The sequence below is a fragment of the Rubrivirga sp. S365 genome (genome assembly GCF_032248475.1).
Lineage (GTDB): Bacteria > Bacteroidota > Rhodothermia > Rhodothermales > Rubricoccaceae > Rubrivirga > Rubrivirga litoralis.
Genome location: NZ_JAVTTN010000001.1, coordinates 3,082,215 through 3,100,096 on the forward strand (window position 1 = coordinate 3,082,215; position 17,882 = coordinate 3,100,096).

A 17,882-nucleotide genomic window follows, 5' to 3' on the forward strand; every position below is an offset into this window, starting at 1 on the left:
CCTACGGGTGCCACAGGGGAGGCGCGGTGTCCACGGGCGGGGCGGAACAAGACGGGCGCCACCCCGCCCCATTTCCCATTCCGCTCACGCTATCTTCGCGCGTCACCACCCCGCCCCGATGGCTCTTCGACACCGTCTCGCCGCCGTCGCGGCCCTCGCCTGCTGCCTCGCCCTCCCCGCCCGCGCCCAGGGGATCTCCGCCGAGACGCCGCTCCGCCCCGTGACGCAGACGCTGGCGCTGACGAACGCGCGCGTGGTGACGGCGCCGGGGGAGGTCCTGGAGCGCGCTACCGTCGTCGTCCGCGACGGGCGGATTGAGGCCGTCGGCCGCGACGTGGCCGTCCCGTTCGACGCCCGCGTGGTCGAGGCCGACTCGTTCACGGTCTACGCCGCCTTCGTCGACGCCTTTGGGACGGCCGGGATCAAGAAGGCGGAGAGCCCAGACGAGCGGTACGAAGGCGACCGCGGCGCCCCGCCCCGCGAGCTCGCCGGCATCACGCCCGACCGCCAGGCCCGCGACCTCTACGACCCGACCGACGCCCGCGTCAAGCAGCTCCGCGAGGCCGGGTTCGGCGCCGCGCACGTGGCCCCGCAGGAGGGCCTGTTCTCCGGGCGCGGCGCCGTCGTCCTGCTCCGCGAGACGGGGCGGCAGGAGAGCGCGCCGGCCCTCGTCCTCGACGGCCCGGCGTCGACGGTCGCGCGGCTCGACCCGGCATCCGGCGTCTATCCGGCCACGGTTATGGGCGTGCTCGCCGTCCTGCGCGAGACGGTCGAGAACGCGCGCCGCCGCGACGCCTCGCGGCTCGCCTTCGACGAGGAGCGGGGCGGGACGGCGCGGCCCCGGTTCGACCCCGTGCTCGATGGGCTCCGGCCGCTCATCGACGGCGACGGCCCGTTCGTGTTCGCCGTCGACGGCTGGCTCGACGGGTTCCGCGCGCTCCGCGCCTCCGGCGAGATGGGGCTGACCCCGATCCTCGCTGGCGTCCCCGACGCCGCCCCGCTCGTGGAGAAGCTCCGGGCGGGGCGGACGGCCGTGTTCGCCCCGCTCGCACTGCCCGACACGGTCGCCGCCGACACCTCCGCGGCCGGCGGCGCGGCGCCCGCCGTCGACCGCCCGACGATCTCGCCCGGCGAGGCCTCGTTCATCTCGAACCGCCGCATCCTGTCGTACCGCGACACCGACGGCGAGCGCGCGGCGCTGACGGGCCAGCGGCGCGAGGCCGTCGCCCGGTTCGAGCGGAGCCCGGCCGCGCTCGCCGCCGCCGAGGTCCCGTTCGCCTTCGCGACGCTCGACGTGAAGCCCGGTGACATCCACGCGAACCTCCACCGCATGGTCGAGGCGGGGCTCAGCCCCGACGACGCGCTCGAAGCCCTGACGATCGGGCCGGCGCGGCTGCTCGGCGTCGACCGCGACCTGGGCACGGTCGAGGAGGGCAAGCTGGCCAACCTGGTCGTCACCGTCGGCGACTTGTTTACCGACTCGACCGAGGTCCGCCACGTGATCGTCGAGGGCGTCGCCTACGAGGTCGAGGGCGGGGGCGGGGTGGCGGGCGCCGACCCCGACGCCGTCGTCCAGGCCGTCGGGACGTGGGACTACGAGGTCTCGACGCCGGCCGGCACGCAGGAGGGGCGGTTCACGGTCGAGGGCTCGGCCGGCTCCTTCACCGGCACCATCACCGGCGACGGCGAGACCGACCCGCTCACGAGCGTGACCGTCGAGGGCAACGTGCTCACGATGACGTTCCAGAGCGACGACGTCGGCACGGTCACGATCGCCGGGACGATCGCGGACGACGCGTTCTCGGGGACCGCCGAGATCGCGTCCTTCGGCTCGTTCCCGATCACCGCCACGCGGCGGCCCGAATAGGCCGCCCCGCCCTGCTCAGAGAGAAGAAGAGAAGAGGCGCAGAGGGGGTGGAGGAAGAGACATTTCCCCCCTCCTCTTCTCCTCCCCCCTCTTCTCGTCCCTCCACCCCACCCCGCCCGATGCGCACGCTCCTCGCCCTCCTCCTCGCCGCGACCGCCTGGGGCGGGGCGGCCGCCCAGACGCCGCTCGACCTGCCGCCGGCGGACGCCCGCGGCGACGTCCTGCTCCGCGGCGGGACCGTCCACACGGTCACGAACGGGACGATCGAGAACGCCGACGTGCTCGTGCGCGACGGGACGATCGCCGCCGTCGGGCAAGGGCTCGACGCGCCGCGCGGGGTCCGCGTGGTCGACGTGGCGGGGCGGCACGTGACGCCGGGCATCATCGACGCCCACAGCCACATCGCGCTCTCGTCGGTCAACGAGGCCACGAACGCCGTCGTCGCCGAAGTCCAGATGCGCGACGCGCTCGACCCGGCCGACGTCGGCATCTACCGCGCGCTCGCGGGCGGGGTGACGACGATCCACACCATGCACGGCTCGGCCAACCCGGTCGGCGGCGAGAACGAGACGATCAAGCTCCGCTGGGGCACGCTCGACCCGGACGGGATGCTCTTCGACGGCGCGCCGCGGACGATCAAGTTCGCGCTCGGCGAGAACCCGACGCGCGTCCACGGGCGGGGCCGCGGCGTGCGGCCGGCCACGCGGATGGGCGTCGAGCAGGTCTACCGCGAGGCGTTCACCGACGCCCGCGCCTACGCCGCGGCGCAGGCCGAGGCCGAGCAGGCGGGGCGGGCACTCCCCCCGTACAACCGGCGCCTCGAAACGCTCGCCGCCATCCTCGCCGGCGACGTGCTCGTCCACAGCCACAGCTACCGGGCCGACGAGATCCTCATGCTGATGGAGGTGTTCCGCGACTTCGGGATCGACCGGCTCACGTTCCAGCACGGGAACGAGGCGTTCAAGGTGGCCCCCGAGTTGGCCGCCTTCGGGGCCGGCGCGAGCGTGTTCTCGGACTGGGGCTCGTACAAGTTCGAGGTCTACTACTCGACGGCCTACAACGCGGCCGTCCTGGTGCGCAACGGTGTGCGGACGTCGGTGAACTCGGACGACGCCGGCCTCATCCGCTACCTCTACCACGAGGCGGCCAAGACGCAGCGCTACGGCGACCTCTCGGACGACGAGGCCCTCGCGCTCGTGACCATCAACCCGGCGTGGCAGCTCGGGATCGACGACCGCGTGGGCTCGATCGAGGTGGGCAAGGACGCCGACCTCGCCGTGTTCGCCGAGCACCCGCTCTCGGTCTACACCCGCGTCGACATGACGTTCGTGGACGGCGTGCCGCGGTTCGACCGCGCGCGCGACGGCGACGACCAGCGCGTGTTCGTGGACCCGGGCGACGAGATCGCCGAGGTCCTGCTCGGCGGCCACACCGAGTCCTGCATGCGCGGCGTCGCGCTCGAAGACCTCGCGCCGTAGACCGCCCCGCCCCACTCCCGAGCGTGGGCGGGGCGGGGTGGCGGACGAAACCCGACCGCCCCGCCCGCCCGGTCCACCACCCCTAGCCCCTCCTGTCCAGGAGGGGGACTCCGATTCCGACCCCGGAGCTTTCCTATGCGTTTCCTCCTCCCCGCCCTCGCCCTCCTCGTCGCCGCGCCCGCGCTCGCGCAAGGCCCGCAGTACCGCGCGCGGACGGGGACGTTCGCGCTCACCGACTGCCGCATCGAGACCGTCACGCGCGGCGCGATCGAGCGCGGGACGGTCGTCATCGAGGACGGGCGGATCGCGGCCGTCGGCGAGGCCGCCGTGCCGGGCGGGGCGGTCGTGGTCCCGTGCGCCGGGGGCACGGTCTACCCGGGCTTTATCGACGCCGGGACGCGGATCGGGCTCGACGAGGTCGGCTCGGTCGACGAGACGCAGGACTTCGACGAGATCGGCGACGTGACGCCGCAGATGGAGGCGATCACCGCCGTCAATCCGTCGACGATCCACGTGCCGATCACGCGGCTCTCAGGCGTGACGACGGCGCTCGCCGTGCCGCAGGGCGGGCTCATGCCGGGGACGGCGGCGCTCGTGAACCTCCACGGCTACACGCCGGCCCAGATGGCGACGGGCTTCGAGGCCGTCGTCCTCAACTTCCCCACGACCGGGCGGCGCGGGCCGTTCGACCGGCGCGAGCAGGAGGCCATCGACAAGGCGGCCGAGGAGGCGCTCGAGACGCTCAACGAGACGTGGGAGCAGGCCGTGCTCTACGCCCGGATCGACTCGGCGCGCGCGGCCGGGGGCGGGGCGGGCGAGATGCCGTACCAGCCCGAGTTCGCGGCGCTCCTGCCGGCCGTCCGCGGCGAGCGCGTGCTGCTGGTCGAGGCGAACGCGGCGGCCGACATCGTGAAGGCGCTGGAGTGGCTGGACGGCAAGGACGTCTCGGCCGTCCTGACGGGCGTGGCCGAGGGGTGGCGCGTGGCCGACCAGATCGCGGCGGCCGGGCTTCCGGTCATCGCCGGCCCGGTGCTCGGGCTCCCGACGCGGGCGTCGGACCGCTACAGCCGGGCCTACGAGAACGCGGCCCTGCTGGCCCAGGCGGGCGTGCCGGTCGCGCTCCAGACGCAGGACCGGATGCAGAACTACCGGAACCTCCCGTTCCACGCCGGCTTCGCCGTCGCCTTCGGCCAGGACTACGGGTTCGACCGCCAGGCCGCGCTCGAAGCCGTCACGATCGCGCCGGCCCGGATGTTCGGGGTCGACGACCGGATGGGCTCGGTCGAGGTCGGCAAGCAGGCCACGCTCTTTATCGCCGACGGCGACCCGTTCCAGCCGGCGACCGACGTCACGGCCGTCTTTATCGACGGCTACCAGGTCCCGCTCGTGAGCCGCCAGACGGAGCTCTACCAGGAGTACCTGAACCGCCAGCCCGGCCTGACCACCCCGCCCGGGGGCGAGTAGAAAGCGTGCAACGTGCAGCGTGCAGAAGATGCCCCCGCCCCTAGAGCACCCTCCGGGTGAGTACGGGGTACCGGGTACGAGGTACGGCTCGATCTAGCCTCGGCGCTCGTGTACCTCGTACCGAGTCCCTCTGTACCTACCTGCACGTTGTTCTAGAGCGGCAGGCCGGGTAGAAACATTCGACGCGGAGCGAGGGCGCAACCGGCCGCCTACGACCGCCCCGCCCCGCTCGCTGCCCTCTGCTCGCCGCTCGCCGGACATGCCCGACCCCGTCCTCCTGCTCCACGGCCTCGGGCGGACGGGGCTCTCGATGGTGCCGCTCGCGCGAGCGCTCCGGCGGGCCGGGTTCAGCCCGCACGTGGTGGATTATCCGTCGCGGCGGCGGACGGTCCAGGCGCTCGTCGAGATCGTGCTCGCGCCGCGCGTGAACGCGCTCCTCGCGGGCGGGGCGGGGCGCGAGCCGGCGGCGCGGGTCCACTTCGTGACGCACTCGCTGGGCGGCGTCGTTGTGCGCGCGTTCGCGGCGGGGCGGCACGACCGGGGGCGGCCGCTGCCCGAGGGCTCGCGGGCCGTCATGCTCGCCCCGCCCCACGGCGGCTCCGAGGTGGCCGACGCGCTCCGCGCGCGCCGGCCGTTCCCGTCCGTCCTCGGCCCGACGCTGGGGCAGCTCGGGACCGACGCCGCGAGCGTCCCCAACGCGCTCGGCGACGTGCGCGGCATCGAGGCCGGCGTGATCGCGGGGACCGGCACGCGGCTCCCGTTCGGGCGCTTGTTCGCCGGCCCGCACGACGGGCTCGTGTCGGTCGCGAGCGCCCACGCCCCGGGCGGCCTCGCCGACGCCATCGTGCTCCCGCCCTCGCACTCGACCATCATGTGGTCGCCCGAGGTCATCCGGCAAACGGTCCGGTTTCTGCGGGCGGGGCGGTTCGACTCCGCCTGAGCCGGCGTGGGGAGACGCCCCACCCCGCCCAGGCACCGTATCCTGAACCGAAACCGCTTCCGCGCTCACACGCACCGCCATGACCCGCCCGTACGCCTCCCTCGTCGGCTGGGGCCACTACGCCCCCGGCCCGCCCGTCACGAACGACGACCTCGCCCAGTACGTCGACACCACCGACGAGTGGATCCGCTCGCGGTCGGGCATCGAGCGGCGGCACTTTGTGAGCGAGGAGCAGGCGACGAGCGACCTGTGCGTCGAGGCCGGGCGGATGGCGCTCGACCGGGCCGGGATCACGGGCGCCGACGTGGACCTCGTGCTCGTCGCCACGTCGACGCCGGACTACCTCACCCCGCCCACGTCGAGCCAGGTCCAGGACCGCCTGGGCTGCACGCGCGCCGGCGCCATGACGCTCATGGTCGGGTGCACCGGGTTCGTGTACGGCCTCGTCACGGCCGACCAGTTTATCCAGACCGGGGCGTACGAGACCATCCTCCTCGTCGGCGCCGAGGTGCTCTCGAAAAACATCGACTTCCAGGACCGCACGACGTGCGTCCTGTTCGGCGACGGCGCCGGCGCCGTCGTGCTCCGGGCCACGGACCGGCCGTGCGGGCTCCGGTCGTTCGAGCTGGGGAGCGACGGGTCCCAGGCCGACGTCCTCATCTCGCCGTGCCCCGGCACGCGCAACCCGGTCAGCCAGGAGGCCATCGACAACCGCACGCACTTTCTGCGCATGGAGGGCCGCGCCGTGTTCCGGTTCGCGACGCAGACGATGTGCGAGTCGCTCGAACGGGTGATGACGAAGGCCGGCGCGGGCGTCGAGGACATCGACCTGTTCATCCCCCACCAGGCGAACGCGCGGATCATCGAGTACGCGGCCGATCAGTTCGGGCTGCCGCCCGAGAAGGTGGTCATGAACGTGGCGGACTACGGCAACACGTCCGCCGGGACGATCCCCATCGCGCTCTCGGAAGTCCTGGAGAGCGGCCGCGCGCGCGCCGGCGACACGCTCGCGCTCGTGAGCTTCGGGGCCGGGCTGACGTGGGCGACGTGCCTGTTCGACCTCGGCCCGCTCGCCATCGAGCCGGGGGCGGGGCGGGAGGCCGGGCGCGGCGCCACGCCGGAGACCGTCATCGACGACCGCGGCGTGGTCGAGGGGCTCATCGCGTGAGGGGCGGGTGACGAGCGAGGAGTGACGAGCCGGAGGGGCCGCCGGACCACCCCGCCCCGCCGTACTGTGTGGGCGGGGCGGCGAAGGCAAATCAGCCGGAGGCGGGGCGGTGACGGCCGAGCGTCGGCGTTCACCGATCACCCCGCTCTTTACTCGTTACCCGTCACTCACCACCCCACCCCGCCCGTGCTCCGCGACCAGACCCTCGCCGTGCTCGGCGCCGGCCACATCGGCCGAGCGCTCGTCGGCGGCCTCCTCCGCGGCGACGACCTCGCCGCGGGGCAGATCCGCGTCACGCGCCGCGACGCGAGCGGGCTCGACGAGCTGCGCGAGCGGCTCCCCGGCGTCACGGCCACGACCGACAACGTCGGGGCCGTCCGCGGGGCGACCGTCGTGCTGGTGTCGGTCAAGCCGCAGAACGCGGGCGCGCTCTTCGACGAGGTCCGCGACCACGTCGCGCCCGGCGCCCTCGTGCTCTCGACGCTGGCCGGCGTGACCACGCGGGCCATCGCCGAGGCGCTCGGGCAACCGCTGGCCGTCGTCCGCGCGATGCCCAACACGCCGGCGCTCGTCGACGAGGCGGCCACGGCGATCGCGGGCGGGGCGGGCGCCTCGGCGCAGCACGTGGCGCTGGCCCGCGAGGTGTTCGCGGCCGTCGGCATCGTCGAGGTGGTGCCGGAGCACCTTATGGACGCCGTGACCGGCCTCTCGGGGAGCGGCCCGGCCTACGTGTTCATGGTCATCGAGGCGCTCACCGACGCCGGCGTCAAGCAGGGGCTGCCGCGGACGGTCGCCGCGCGGCTCTCGGCGCAGACCGTGCTCGGCGCCGCGCGCCTCGCCATCGAGACCGGCCGCCACCCCGCCATCCTGCGCGACGAGGTGACGACGCCCGGCGGCACGACGATCTCGGCCGTCGCCGAGCTGGAAAAGCACGGGCTTAGGACCATGCTCATCGACGCCGTCGGCATCGCGACGGAGCGGAGCCGGGAGCTGAGCGCGGTCGCGCGTGACGAGTAGGGCGGGCGATGAGTAAAGGGTGACGAGTGACGGGCAGGAGGCGCCGGCACCGCCGCCCCGCCCGGTTCCGGGGTACCCTGCCCGCGGGGGCGGGGTGGCGGCCCGGGGCGCTCGCTCGACCGCCCCGCTCCCTGCCCGTCACCCTTTACTCGTCACCCGCATGGTCCTCGGCATCCTTGGAGGCGGCCAGCTCGGCCGCATGACGGCGTTCGCCGCCGCGCGGCTGGGCGTCGACGTCCGCGTGCTCACGCCGTCCGTCTCCGGCCCCACCGCCCCGCTCGCGGATGTGACGGTCGGCGACTGGGAAGACGCGTCCGTCCTCGATCCGTGGGCCGAGGCGTGCGACGTGGTGACGGTCGAGAGCGAGTGGGCGCCGGCCGACCGCGTGCCGGCGGGCGTGCCCGTGCGGCCCGGCGTCGAGGCGCTCGTCGCCATCCGCCATAAGGGGCGGCAGCGGGCGCGGCTCGCGGAGCACGGGCTGCCCCAACCCGCCCACGTCTGGGCTGCCACGCGCGGCGAGGCGCTGGCCGCGCTGGAGCGGTTCGGGGCCGTCGTGTGCAAGCGGTTCGAGGGCTCGTACGACGGCTACGGCAACGCGACGTGCCGGACCGAGGCCGACGTCCAGGCGGCGTGGGACGATTTATCGGCCGAGGACGGCTTGCTCGTCGAGGCGTTCGTCCCGTTCGAGGCCGAGGCCGCCGTCACCGCCGCGCGGCGGCCTGCGGTGGACGGGCGGGGCGGGGCGACCGTGGTCTACCCGGTCGTGCGGAGCGAGCACCGCGACCACCGTCTGTGGGCGGCCTGGGCGCCGGCCGGCTTCCCCGAGTCCGTCGAGGCCGAGGCCCGCCGCGTGGCGCTCGCGACCGTCGAGGCGCTGGACGTGGTCGGCGTGGCGACGGTCGAGGTGTTCGTGGCCGAGGGCGGGGCGGTGCTCGTGAACGAGGTGGCGCCCCGCCCGCACAACACGGCGCACCTCACGATCGACGCGAGCCACACGTCGCAGTTCGAGAACCACGTCCGCGCCGTCCTCGACTGGCCGCTCGGCGACCCCGGCCTGCGCGTGCCGGCCGCGTGCGTCGTCAACGTGCTGGGCGAGCGCGAGGGCGGGGTGGCGCCCGGCCTTTCGGACGCGCTCGCCGTCGACGGCGCGAGCGTCCACCTCTACGGCAAGACGGAGGTCCGCCCCGCCCGCAAGATGGGCCACGTGACCGCGACGGCGCCGACCGTGGAGGCGGCGCGTGAGCGGGCCGAAGCGGCGGCCGAGGCGGTGCGGCTGTAGAGGGATGGAGGGATACGGGATGGAAGAGGCATGAGGAAGGCGACCCACCCACCCCGCCCGGTATCATCCCTCTATCCCTCTATCCCTCTATCCCTCATGCCCACCCCCCTCGTCGGTCTCGCAATGGGCTCCGAGTCCGACTGGCCCACGATGGACGCCGCGGCCGACGTGCTCGCCGACTTCGGCGTCCCCTTCGAGGCCCGCGTCCTCTCGGCCCACCGGACGCCCGACGCCATGACGGACTACGCCCGGACGGCCGCCGAGCGAGGGCTTCGAGTGATCGTGGCCGGCGCGGGCGGGGCGGCGCACCTGCCCGGCATGATCGCGGCGTCGACGGTGCTGCCCGTCGTCGGCGTGCCCGTCGCCACGCGGAACCTGAAGGGGATGGACTCGCTGCTCTCCATCGTCCAGATGCCGGGCGGGGTGCCGGTCGCGACCGTCGCGATCGGGCAGGCGCAAAACGCGGCGCTCCTCGCCGTCCAGATCCTGGCCACGTCGGACGACGGCCTCCGCGCCAAACTGGAGGCGCACCGGCAGGACCTCCGGGACCGCGTGGCCGAGATGGACGCGAACGTCGCCGACAAGGCCCGCCGCCCCGCCCCGCCCGAGGGCGCGTGACAGAGCGGGGCGGCCCGCTCTACGCCGACGGATAGGGCCGGGGCGGGGCGGCACCCGGCTCCGTCGCCTGGCCGTCGCCTGACGCCTCAGCGTCCGCGAACCGGGCGACGAGGCCGGCCAGGCGGTCGTAGTCCGTCGCGCGCGCGGCCTCGCGGCGGGCGGAGACGAGGAGGGCCTCGGCGAGCGCGAACGAGGCGCCGTCGAGCGCCTTCCGCTCTTCGGTGCTGTAGCCCCGCCCGCGCCCGTGCGTGCCCAGCGCGAGCACGCCCACGGCCTCGCCCTCGACGGACCGGAGCGGGACGCGGAGCACGAACAGGCCGTCCTCCCACACCTGGACGGAGTGGGCGGGGAGGGCGTCAGGGGGCAGCAGCGCGCACGCGGCCCAGTCCGACGCCGCCCCGCCCGCGACGCCGGCGCACGCGACGGCCGACCACGCCCCGCCCGCGCCGACCGTGAAGACGGCCGCCCGCTCGGTGCGGAACGCGCTGCGGACGATCCCCATCGCCACGCGGCCCACCTCGGCGGGCGGGGCGACGACTTGCCGGCCGGTGAGGACCAGCGGGAGCCGGTCGCACAGCACCTCGCGCGTCCGGTGGAGGTCGGCGTCCGCGCGGCGCAGGAACCACTCGCGGACGGGGTTGAAGGCGGCGAGCGAGACGACGGCGGCGAGCGCCCCGGCCACGGGCTCGGCGCCGGCCCCAAACGACGACTGGAGGCCGACGCGCAGCGCCTCCACCCCGCCCGCGAACACGGCCGTGAGCACGAGCGTCGCCGCGCCGACGGCGGCCGACCGGGCGATCCACAGGTCAGCGTCCCACGGGCGGAAGTGGAGGACGCCGGCGAGGACGCCGAGCGGGATGGCCGCGAACGCGAGCCCCGCCGCGGCGTAGGTCCCCCAGTTGAAGAGGTACCCCGACGCGGTCCGTTCCGAGTCGAACGCCGCGACCGACTGGCTCCCCACGCTTGCCACGACGATGATGGCGAGGAAGGCTCCGAGCGGGAGGAGCACCCACTTCATCTGCTGACGGACCTCCGGGTTCGCCGTCCGCCGGTACTTCTGGAACAGCCCGATCGCTGGGACCGCGACGATCACCACGCCCACGCCGAGGGCGGCGTACCGGAGCCACTCCGCGCCAGCGGCCTCGGTGCCGGCGATAAAGAGCCCGATCATCGACACGATCCCACCGATGGCTAGGCGCCGCGTGTGGCGAGTCCAAGCAGGCGTGTACAGGCCGTCCGGGAACCGGACGAGGGCCGACGTGATCGCCGGAAGCGCAGAAAAGAAGGCCGCGACGGAGACGAAACCAAGAGCAATCAAGAGGGGACCGCCTAACCCCGCCCCGTCCCAATCAACGAGCCCAACGAACGCCGCCCCGCCCGCGACGGAGAGGAGCGCGGTGCCGAGCGAGGCGAGGTAGCCCCGCGCCCGCGCTCGGACGAACAAGGCGAGTCCACAGAGAGCGAACGCGAGGGCGCCGAGGAACCACACTGCGCCCACTATCCGATCTGCCCACTGTGGGTTGAGCCCGAAGCGCTCAGCGTCCTCAGCTTGGCGAGCCCCCAGGACAACGACGGCCGCCCGCCTGCCCTCTTCCCCACGGACCTCGACGGCGACCGAATCGCCTTCGGCGCCGGCGAACAGGAACCTGTCGTCGAGCGAGTCCGCGAGGGCCGGCGTCACAGGTCGGCCTCGGAACGAGGCGAGGCGGTCTCCGCTTTGAAGCCCCGCCATCTCTGCGTCGCTGCGAGGCTCCACGTCAAGGACCGCCACCCCGCCCTCGGCGTGGGCCAAGGCTCCCCCGCGCTCCGTCGACTCGCTCTGGTACAGGGCGTAGAACCCGACGCCGATCACCGCCAGCATGAGGGCCACCGTCAGCACGCGCGCTGGCCGGCGCAGCGGCCGCACCATCCGGTGCCACCGTCGGCGAGCCCTCCAGGTCTTTCGGCGGAGGCGGCGGGCGGGGCGGGACACGGCGCAGCGGGTTGTGACGCCGGAGGGTAGCGCCGCCCCGCCCCGCCCCGCCCGCAAGGACCCACCGCCCCGCCCGCGCGGGGGCGGGGTGGTCTACCGCCCCTTCATGATCCGGTCCAGCTTCCGCTTCGACTCGCGGTCCGCGATCGTCTGCCGCTTGTCGACGGTCTTCTTGCCGCGCCCGAGCGCGATCTCGACCTTGGCCCGGCCGCCCTTGAAGTAGAGCCGCGTGGGGACGATCGTGAACCCCTTCTGCTCGGTCCCCTTCCGCAGCTTCTCGATCTCCGCCTTGTGCAGGAGGAGCCGCCGCGGCTGGCTGGGCTCGTGGTTCTGCCGCCCCGCCATCTCGTACGGCGCGATGTAGGCGTTGACGAGGTCGACGCCGTCCTTGCGCAGGATGACGAAGGCGTCCTGGAGGTTGGCCTGCGCCGTCCGCAGCGCCTTCACCTCGGACCCCTTGAGCACGAGGCCCGCCTCGAAACGGTCCGTCAGCTCGAAGTCGTAGCGCGCGCGCCGGTTCGTGACGATCGTCTTGGTGCCGTCGGCCATGGTGCGAGTGATGGGTGACGAGTAAAGGGCGGGGCGGTCGGCTCCGCCGCTCGGCGCCTGGCCCGCCGCCGAGGCTTACTCCGCCTCCGCCCCGCCCGTTTCGTCCTCCGCCCCGCCCGCCGCGACGAAGGGGAGGGCCGGGACCTCGCTCAGCGTGCCCGTCGCGAACAGGAGTTCCCCGAGCTGGTCGAGCCCGTCGGCCGCGTAGCCGTCGAGCGTGAGCTGGTACACGGCCACGCCGTCGACGAGGAGGTCGTCCGAGGGCGGGGCGGCGCGGACGGCGGCCTGGAGGCGAGCGACCGCCTTTTCGTCGAGCGTGCCGGCGCGGGCGCAGAGGAGGCCCCACGGGTAGGGGCGGAGCGTGAGGTCGGTCCACTCCTGGCCGATGTCGAGCACGACGGCGCCGTCCGGGACCGGGTCGCGGGCGTCGACGAGCGCGGCCGACGCCGTCTCCAGGACGTCCGCGAGCGGCGTCGCCGGGTCGGCCAGCGCGAACGTGGGCAGGACGCCGTAGTGCTCGCGGAGCACGAGCTGGGCGAGGATCGCCTCCTGCGCGTCGCGCGGGTCGAACGCGACCGTCTCGATCTGGTCGAGCGGGACGCCGACCACGAGCCGGCGGCGCGGGCTCCGCTCGCCAGCCAGCGCCACGCCGGGCACGACTTCCAGCCCCTCGTACGCCCGCAGCACGTCGAGCGTGGGCACGAGCGCGAGGTCGGCGCGGCCGTCGTCGAGCGCGGCGCGCGCCTCGTACGGCTCCACCTCGACCACCCCGCTCACGACGGCCTCCGCCGCCGAGCCCAGGGCGCGGACGAGCGCGCGGGCGGGGAGGACGGGCCAGACGGCGAGGCGCATGGGTCGGGTGACGAGCGAGGGGTGACGAGTGACGAGTCTTCCTGCCCTTCACCCGTCACTCTTTACCCATCGCTCTCTAGACCGTCCGGCGGCGCTCGGTGATGCGGGCGGCCTTGCCGCGGAGGCCGCGGAGGTAGTACAGCTTGGCGCGGCGGACGCGGCCGTAGCGGACGACCTCGATCTGGGCGATCCGCGGCGACGCGAACGGGAACACGCGCTCGACACCGACGCCGTTCGAGATCTTCCGCACCGTGAACGTCTGCGCGACGCCCCCGTGCTGGATCGCGATCACGACGCCCTCGAACAGCTGGACGCGCTCCTTGTCCCCCTCGATCACGCGGACGTGGACGCGGACGGTGTCGCCGGCGGCGAAGTCGGGGTGGTCGTCGCGGAGCTGCGTGGCCTCCACGAGGCTCATGAGGTCGGTCGCCATGATGGGTGCGGGCGGGGTGGGAGGGCGCGCAGCAGAGGCGCGGTCACAAAAGCACGAAGGAGGAAACTACCGAGCGGAGCGGCCCAAAGCGGCCTCTCCACGCGTCTACCGACGTTCTTCGCTGGCCGCCCCGCCCCGCCCCGCCCCAGGCGGGGTGGCGTCGAGGAGGTCGGGCCGGCGCGCGCGCGTCCGCTCCAGGCGCTGCGCCTCGCGCCACGCCTCGACGGCCCCGTGGTCGCCGGAGCGCAGGACGGCCGGGACCTCCATGTCGCGGAACTGGGCGGGGCGGGTGTAGCTCGGCGCGTCGAGCAGCCCGTCCTGGAACGAGTCGCTCAGGGCTGAGCCGGCATCGCCCAAGACACCCGGCACGAGGCGCGCGACGGCGTCGATAAGGACGAGCGCCGGCAGCTCGCCGCCCGAGAGCACGTAGTCGCCGACCGACACCTCGCGCGTGACGAGCGCGTCGCGGACCCGCTGGTCGACGTTCTTGTAGTGGCCGGCGATGAGCAGGAGCCGCTCGCACAGTGAGAACGCGTTCGCCGTCGGCTGGTCGAACGTCTCGCCGTCCGGCGTCAGGAACACGACCTCGTCGTAGGGGCCGTGCTGGGCCTGGAGCGCCTCGACGCATGCGAACAGCGGCTCGGGCTTGAGCACCATCCCGCCCATCCCGCCGTACGGGATGTCGTCGATCTGCCGGTGCCGGCCCTCGGCGTAGTCGCGGAGGTCGTGGACCTCGACGGTCACGAGCCCTTTGTCCTGCGCCCGCTTCAGGATCGAGTGCTCCAGCGGGCTCCGCACGAGGTCGGGGAGGGCCGTGACGAGGTCGAAACGCATGGGGAACGCTAAATGCTGAACGGCGAGCGACGAAGGGAATGCCTCTTTCCTTCAGCATTCAGCGTTCGTCGTTCAGCGTTCAAAAGAGCCCTTCGGGCGGGCGGACGTAGAGGCGGCGGGCGTCGAGGTCCAGGCGGTCGACGAACTCGTCGACGTCGGGGAGCAGGACTTCCGTCCCGTCCGGGCGCTGGATGGCGAAGAGGAGCTGGGCGCCCTCGTAGAGGTCGCGGACCGTGCCCACGGGCTCGCCCACCACCCCGCCCTCGCCGTCCACGACGACCACCTCCAGGCCGACGAGGTCATGGAGGAACGCCTCGCCCTCTTCGAGGGCGGGAAGGTCGTCGGCGTCGGCGTAGAGCTCGCGGCCGACGAGGTCCTCGGCCCCCTCGCGCGTGTCGACGCCGTCGAGCGTGAGGAGCACGACGGTCCGCCCCTTCGGGTACTGGAACCGGACGCCCTCGACCGTGACCTCGCGCGCGGCCTCGGGGCTCTCACCGACGAACAGCCGGTCGAGCAGCGCCAGCCGGTTCGGGTCGTCGGTCTCGGGGAACACCTTCATCTCGCCGCGCACGCCGTGCGGGCGGCCGATGCGGCCCATGAGGAGGAGACGGTCGGGGTCGACGGGCATGGCGGAGAAACGTCGGGCGAGGTCGAGAAGGCGCCACCCCGCCCCCGGCGGGCGGGGCGGGGCGGCCGGCGTGGGTGGCCGGAACGCGCGGGCGGGGCGGACGCCGTGCCCACCCCGCCCGCGGCGGTCCTATTCGGGAGAGGGCTTAGGCGCTCTTGGCGTCCTCCTCCGGCGGCGCGTCGCCCGAGGGCTCGGCGCCGGACGTGCCTTCGGGCGCCGTCGCGAGGCCCTCGGCCTGCTTGGCAGGCGCGCCCTCTGCGGCGCCGGCCGAGGCCTGGTCGGCCACGTCCGCGCCCGTGTCGGCGGCGACGTCCTCGGACTCGGTCTCGGCGACGGCCGGCTGCTCCTCGGCGGCGTCGGGCGCCTCGGGGGCGACCTCGGCGGCCGTGGCGGCGGCCGCGGCGGCGTCGCCGCCCTCGGCCTCGGCGTCCGCGAGGCGGTCGGCCGTGTCGTTGTCGCCGTCGGCCTGGCTCGACGTCTGCGGCACGGGCTCGCCCTCGACGACGGCGTCAGGCGTCTCGCTCGCCCCGCCCTCGGCGGCGGGCTGGTCGGCGGCCGTCGTCAGCGCTTCCGAGTCGGCGGCGTCGGCGGTCGCGGCGGCGCGGGCCTCCTCGGCGGCGGCACGCTCGGCGGCCTCGGCCTCCTCGCGCTCCCGCTGGAGCTCGGCCTCGCGCTCGGCGCGCTCCTTGGCGATCTCGGCCGCCCGCTCCTTGGCCTGCGTCCGCTCGGCCTCCAGGGCCTCGGCGCGGCGCTCGGCCCGCGTCTTCGTCGTCGGCTGCGCCCCGTCGCGGCGCTCGCGGAACTCGGCCACCTGCTGCTCAATGGCCTCGGGCTCCTCGCCCCGCCGCGTCAGCGCCCACCGGAGCAGGACGCCCTCCTTCTGGAGCAGGTTGCGGACCGTGTGCGACGGCTGGGCGCCCTGGCCGAGCCAGTACACCACGCGCTCGGCGTCGAGCTTGACGACGGCCGGCTCGGCGACGGGCTCGTAGCGGCCGAGGTCTTCGATAAAGCGGCCGTCGCGGGGCGAGCGGCTGTCGGTGGCGACGAGGCCGTAGACGGGCAGCTTGCGGCGGCCCATGCGGCGGAAACGGAGCTTGACGGACATTCTCGGGTACGGGTACTAGGTACGAGGTACGGGTGAGTGAGGGGCCGCCGGGGTGTACCTCGTACCCCGTACCCCGTACCGACCGGCGCTAGCGGCCGGTCAACAGTTGGGTGGGGTCGACGGCTCGGCCCTTGCCTTGGAGCTTCGACATCGTCTTCATCATCTTCTTCATCTCGCGGAACTGCTTCAGGAGCGCGTTCACGTCCTGGACTTCGAGGCCGGCGCCCTGCGCCACGCGGCGGCGGCGCGAGCCGTTGAGCTTGTCGGGGTTGGCCCGCTCGAACGGCGTCATCGACTGGATGAGCGCCTCGATGTGGCGGAAGGCGTCGTCGTCGACGTCGAGCTCCTTGACGGCCCGGCCGACGCCGGGGATCATCCCCAAGAGGTCCTTCAAGGACCCCATGTTCTTGATCTTCTGGAGCTGGTCGTAGAAGTCCTGGAGGTCGAAGTCCTGCGTGCGGAACTTCCGCTGCAGCTTTTCGGCCTCCTCCTCGTCGAACTGCTCCTGGGCCTTCTCGACGAACGAGACCACGTCGCCCATGCCCAGGATGCGCTGGGCCATCCGGTCCGGGTAGAACTCGGTGAGCGCGTCGAGCTTCTCGCCCATCGACGCGAACTTGATCGGCTTCTCGACGACCGAGCGGATGGAGAGCGCCGCCCCGCCCCGCGTGTCGCCGTCGAGCTTGGTGAGGACCACGCCGTCGACGTCGAGCTGGTCGTTGAACGCCTTGGCCGTGTTGACGGCGTCCTGGCCCGTCATCGCGTCGACGACGAACAGGATCTCGTCGGGGTCCGTCTCGCGCTTGATGGCGACGACCTCCTCCATCATCGCCTCGTCGACGTGGAGCCGGCCGGCGGTGTCGATGAGGACCGTGTCGCGCCCGGTCCGCTTCGCCTCCGCGACGGCCTCGCGCGCCACGCGGACGGCGTCTTTCTCCGGCACGCCCGCGGCGTCGCGGATCGAGAAGACGGGCACCTTGACCTGGGCCGCCAGCGTCTCGAGCTGGTCGACGGCCGCCGGCCGGTACACGTCGGCCGCGGCCACGAGGGGCGAACGCCCCTTCGCCTTGAGGAACAGCGCGAGCTTGCCGACGAACGTGGTCTTGCCGGCGCCCTGGAGCCCGGCGACCAGGATGACGGTCGGCGGCTTCTTGGCCTTGTTGAGGTCGACGTGGACGTCGCCCAGGAGGTAGACGAGCTCGTCGTGGATGGCCTTCACGAACTGCTGCCCCGGGTTGACGGCCTGGAGCACCTTCTCGTCCGTGACCGTCTCCTTCACCTTGTTGGTGAAGTCCTTGGCGACCTGGTAGTTGACGTCGGCGTCGAGGAGCGCGCGGCGGACCTCGCGCATCGTCTCGGCGATGTTGAGCTCGTTGATGCGGCCCTCGCCCTTCACGTTCTTGAGGGCGGCGTCGAGCTTGTCGGACAGCGTATCGAACATTCGGTGTGTGCCGGGTGGGACGGGTGGGGGCCGCGGGCGCCGGAGGGCGCGGGCGGGGACGGGGCGGAGCTGCGGGGCGCCACAGGTCGCTAACCCAGGGGCTCCACCGTTTCAGCTGTGGCCCGCGTCCGGGTGTCCGGGACGAGGCAGACCGCCAAGGTAGAAAAGCGGGCGGGGCGGGGCGGTGAAGCGAACGGGGAGAGTGGCGGGCAGCGGGCAGCGGGCAGCGGGCAGCGG

At 73.7% G+C, this 17,882-nt stretch carries 16 protein-coding genes; 8 read left to right on the forward strand and 8 right to left on the reverse strand.

Translation table 11 applies throughout. The annotated features are described in order from the left end of the window. Positions 1 to 118: 118 nt before the first annotated feature. The 8 genes from RQM47_RS13475 to purE all read left to right on the forward strand — a co-directional run bounded on the left by RQM47_RS13475 (position 119) and on the right by purE (position 9,831). A complete protein-coding gene (locus tag RQM47_RS13475) occupies positions 119 to 1,867 on the forward strand; it encodes an amidohydrolase family protein (protein WP_314009301.1) in 1,749 nt (582 codons plus the stop codon). 119 nt (positions 1,868 to 1,986) lie between these two features. Next, a complete protein-coding gene (locus tag RQM47_RS13480) occupies positions 1,987 to 3,345 on the forward strand; it encodes an amidohydrolase family protein (protein ID WP_314009302.1) in 1,359 nt (452 codons plus the stop codon). A gap of 135 nt (positions 3,346 to 3,480) precedes the next feature. Beyond that, positions 3,481 to 4,809 (forward strand): amidohydrolase family protein, encoded by a 1,329-nt coding sequence (locus tag RQM47_RS13485; protein ID WP_314009303.1) that lies wholly within the window; start codon positions 3,481 to 3,483, stop codon positions 4,807 to 4,809. Positions 4,810 to 5,068: 259 nt separating this feature from the next. After that, positions 5,069 to 5,749: an alpha/beta fold hydrolase gene (locus RQM47_RS13490; RefSeq protein ID WP_314009304.1), complete on the forward strand. Its 681-nt coding sequence runs from the start codon at positions 5,069 to 5,071 to the stop codon at positions 5,747 to 5,749. A 79-nt stretch (positions 5,750 to 5,828) separates the two neighbouring features. Then, the gene (locus RQM47_RS13495; protein ID WP_311661859.1) at positions 5,829 to 6,917 is read left to right on the forward strand and encodes a beta-ketoacyl-ACP synthase III; all 1,089 of its coding nucleotides are present in this window, start codon (positions 5,829 to 5,831) and stop codon (positions 6,915 to 6,917) included. A gap of 186 nt (positions 6,918 to 7,103) precedes the next feature. Beyond that, the gene (gene proC, locus RQM47_RS13500) at positions 7,104 to 7,934 is read left to right on the forward strand and encodes a pyrroline-5-carboxylate reductase (protein WP_314009305.1); all 831 of its coding nucleotides are present in this window, start codon (positions 7,104 to 7,106) and stop codon (positions 7,932 to 7,934) included. 160 nt (positions 7,935 to 8,094) lie between these two features. After that, positions 8,095 to 9,213 carry a 5-(carboxyamino)imidazole ribonucleotide synthase gene (locus RQM47_RS13505; RefSeq protein WP_314009306.1) on the forward strand — a complete coding sequence of 373 codons (1,119 nt, stop codon included), beginning with the start codon at positions 8,095 to 8,097 and terminating at the stop codon, positions 9,211 to 9,213. A gap of 96 nt (positions 9,214 to 9,309) precedes the next feature. Then, the gene (purE, locus tag RQM47_RS13510; RefSeq protein WP_311661855.1) at positions 9,310 to 9,831 is read left to right on the forward strand and encodes a 5-(carboxyamino)imidazole ribonucleotide mutase; all 522 of its coding nucleotides are present in this window, start codon (positions 9,310 to 9,312) and stop codon (positions 9,829 to 9,831) included. Positions 9,832 to 9,850: 19 nt separating this feature from the next. Here the strand turns inward: purE and RQM47_RS13515 are convergent, their stop codons facing one another. The 8 genes from RQM47_RS13515 to ffh form a co-directional block, all read right to left on the reverse strand. Next, positions 9,851 to 11,803, reverse strand: coding sequence for a PDZ domain-containing protein (locus RQM47_RS13515; RefSeq protein WP_314009307.1), 1,953 nt, complete (start codon positions 11,801 to 11,803; stop codon positions 9,851 to 9,853). 93 nt (positions 11,804 to 11,896) lie between these two features. Next, positions 11,897 to 12,352, reverse strand: a complete 456-nt coding sequence (gene smpB, locus RQM47_RS13520; RefSeq protein ID WP_311661851.1) for an SsrA-binding protein SmpB — start codon at positions 12,350 to 12,352, stop codon at positions 11,897 to 11,899. A 75-nt stretch (positions 12,353 to 12,427) separates the two neighbouring features. Next, entirely contained in the window at positions 12,428 to 13,204 is a 777-nt protein-coding gene (locus tag RQM47_RS13525; RefSeq protein ID WP_314009308.1) for an MqnA/MqnD/SBP family protein, read from the reverse strand. A 76-nt stretch (positions 13,205 to 13,280) separates the two neighbouring features. Continuing rightward, a complete protein-coding gene (gene rplS / locus RQM47_RS13530) occupies positions 13,281 to 13,637 on the reverse strand; it encodes a 50S ribosomal protein L19 (RefSeq protein ID WP_311661847.1) in 357 nt (118 codons plus the stop codon). A gap of 105 nt (positions 13,638 to 13,742) precedes the next feature. After that, on the reverse strand, positions 13,743 to 14,471 hold the full coding sequence (gene trmD, locus RQM47_RS13535) for a tRNA (guanosine(37)-N1)-methyltransferase TrmD (protein ID WP_311661845.1): 729 nt from the start codon (positions 14,469 to 14,471) through the stop codon (positions 13,743 to 13,745). A 79-nt stretch (positions 14,472 to 14,550) separates the two neighbouring features. Next, a complete protein-coding gene (gene rimM / locus RQM47_RS13540; protein ID WP_311661843.1) occupies positions 14,551 to 15,099 on the reverse strand; it encodes a ribosome maturation factor RimM in 549 nt (182 codons plus the stop codon). 145 nt (positions 15,100 to 15,244) lie between these two features. Beyond that, the gene (gene rpsP, locus RQM47_RS13545; protein ID WP_311661841.1) at positions 15,245 to 16,204 is read right to left on the reverse strand and encodes a 30S ribosomal protein S16; all 960 of its coding nucleotides are present in this window, start codon (positions 16,202 to 16,204) and stop codon (positions 15,245 to 15,247) included. Positions 16,205 to 16,292: 88 nt separating this feature from the next. Continuing rightward, positions 16,293 to 17,645, reverse strand: coding sequence for a signal recognition particle protein (gene ffh / locus RQM47_RS13550; RefSeq protein WP_311661839.1), 1,353 nt, complete (start codon positions 17,643 to 17,645; stop codon positions 16,293 to 16,295). Positions 17,646 to 17,882 lie beyond the last annotated feature (237 nt).

What these genes read in the sequence shown, in the direction of transcription:
- RQM47_RS13475 (WP_314009301.1), top strand. Translation starts at nt 119, where the DNA reads ATGGCTCTTCGACACCGTCTCGCCGCCGTCGCGGCCCTCGCCTGCTGC.
- RQM47_RS13480 (WP_314009302.1), top strand. Translation starts at nt 1,987, where the DNA reads ATGCGCACGCTCCTCGCCCTCCTCCTCGCCGCGACCGCCTGGGGCGGG.
- RQM47_RS13485 (WP_314009303.1), top strand. Translation starts at nt 3,481, where the DNA reads ATGCGTTTCCTCCTCCCCGCCCTCGCCCTCCTCGTCGCCGCGCCCGCG.
- RQM47_RS13490 (WP_314009304.1), top strand. Translation starts at nt 5,069, where the DNA reads ATGCCCGACCCCGTCCTCCTGCTCCACGGCCTCGGGCGGACGGGGCTC.
- RQM47_RS13495 (WP_311661859.1), top strand. Translation starts at nt 5,829, where the DNA reads ATGACCCGCCCGTACGCCTCCCTCGTCGGCTGGGGCCACTACGCCCCC.
- RQM47_RS13505 (WP_314009306.1), top strand. Translation starts at nt 8,095, where the DNA reads ATGGTCCTCGGCATCCTTGGAGGCGGCCAGCTCGGCCGCATGACGGCG.
- purE (WP_311661855.1), top strand. Translation starts at nt 9,310, where the DNA reads ATGCCCACCCCCCTCGTCGGTCTCGCAATGGGCTCCGAGTCCGACTGG.
- smpB (WP_311661851.1), bottom strand. Translation starts at nt 12,352, where the DNA reads ATGGCCGACGGCACCAAGACGATCGTCACGAACCGGCGCGCGCGCTAC.
- RQM47_RS13525 (WP_314009308.1), bottom strand. Translation starts at nt 13,204, where the DNA reads ATGCGCCTCGCCGTCTGGCCCGTCCTCCCCGCCCGCGCGCTCGTCCGC.
- rplS (WP_311661847.1), bottom strand. Translation starts at nt 13,637, where the DNA reads ATGGCGACCGACCTCATGAGCCTCGTGGAGGCCACGCAGCTCCGCGAC.
- trmD (WP_311661845.1), bottom strand. Translation starts at nt 14,471, where the DNA reads ATGCGTTTCGACCTCGTCACGGCCCTCCCCGACCTCGTGCGGAGCCCG.
- rimM (WP_311661843.1), bottom strand. Translation starts at nt 15,099, where the DNA reads ATGCCCGTCGACCCCGACCGTCTCCTCCTCATGGGCCGCATCGGCCGC.
- rpsP (WP_311661841.1), bottom strand. Translation starts at nt 16,204, where the DNA reads ATGTCCGTCAAGCTCCGTTTCCGCCGCATGGGCCGCCGCAAGCTGCCC.
- ffh (WP_311661839.1), bottom strand. Translation starts at nt 17,645, where the DNA reads ATGTTCGATACGCTGTCCGACAAGCTCGACGCCGCCCTCAAGAACGTG.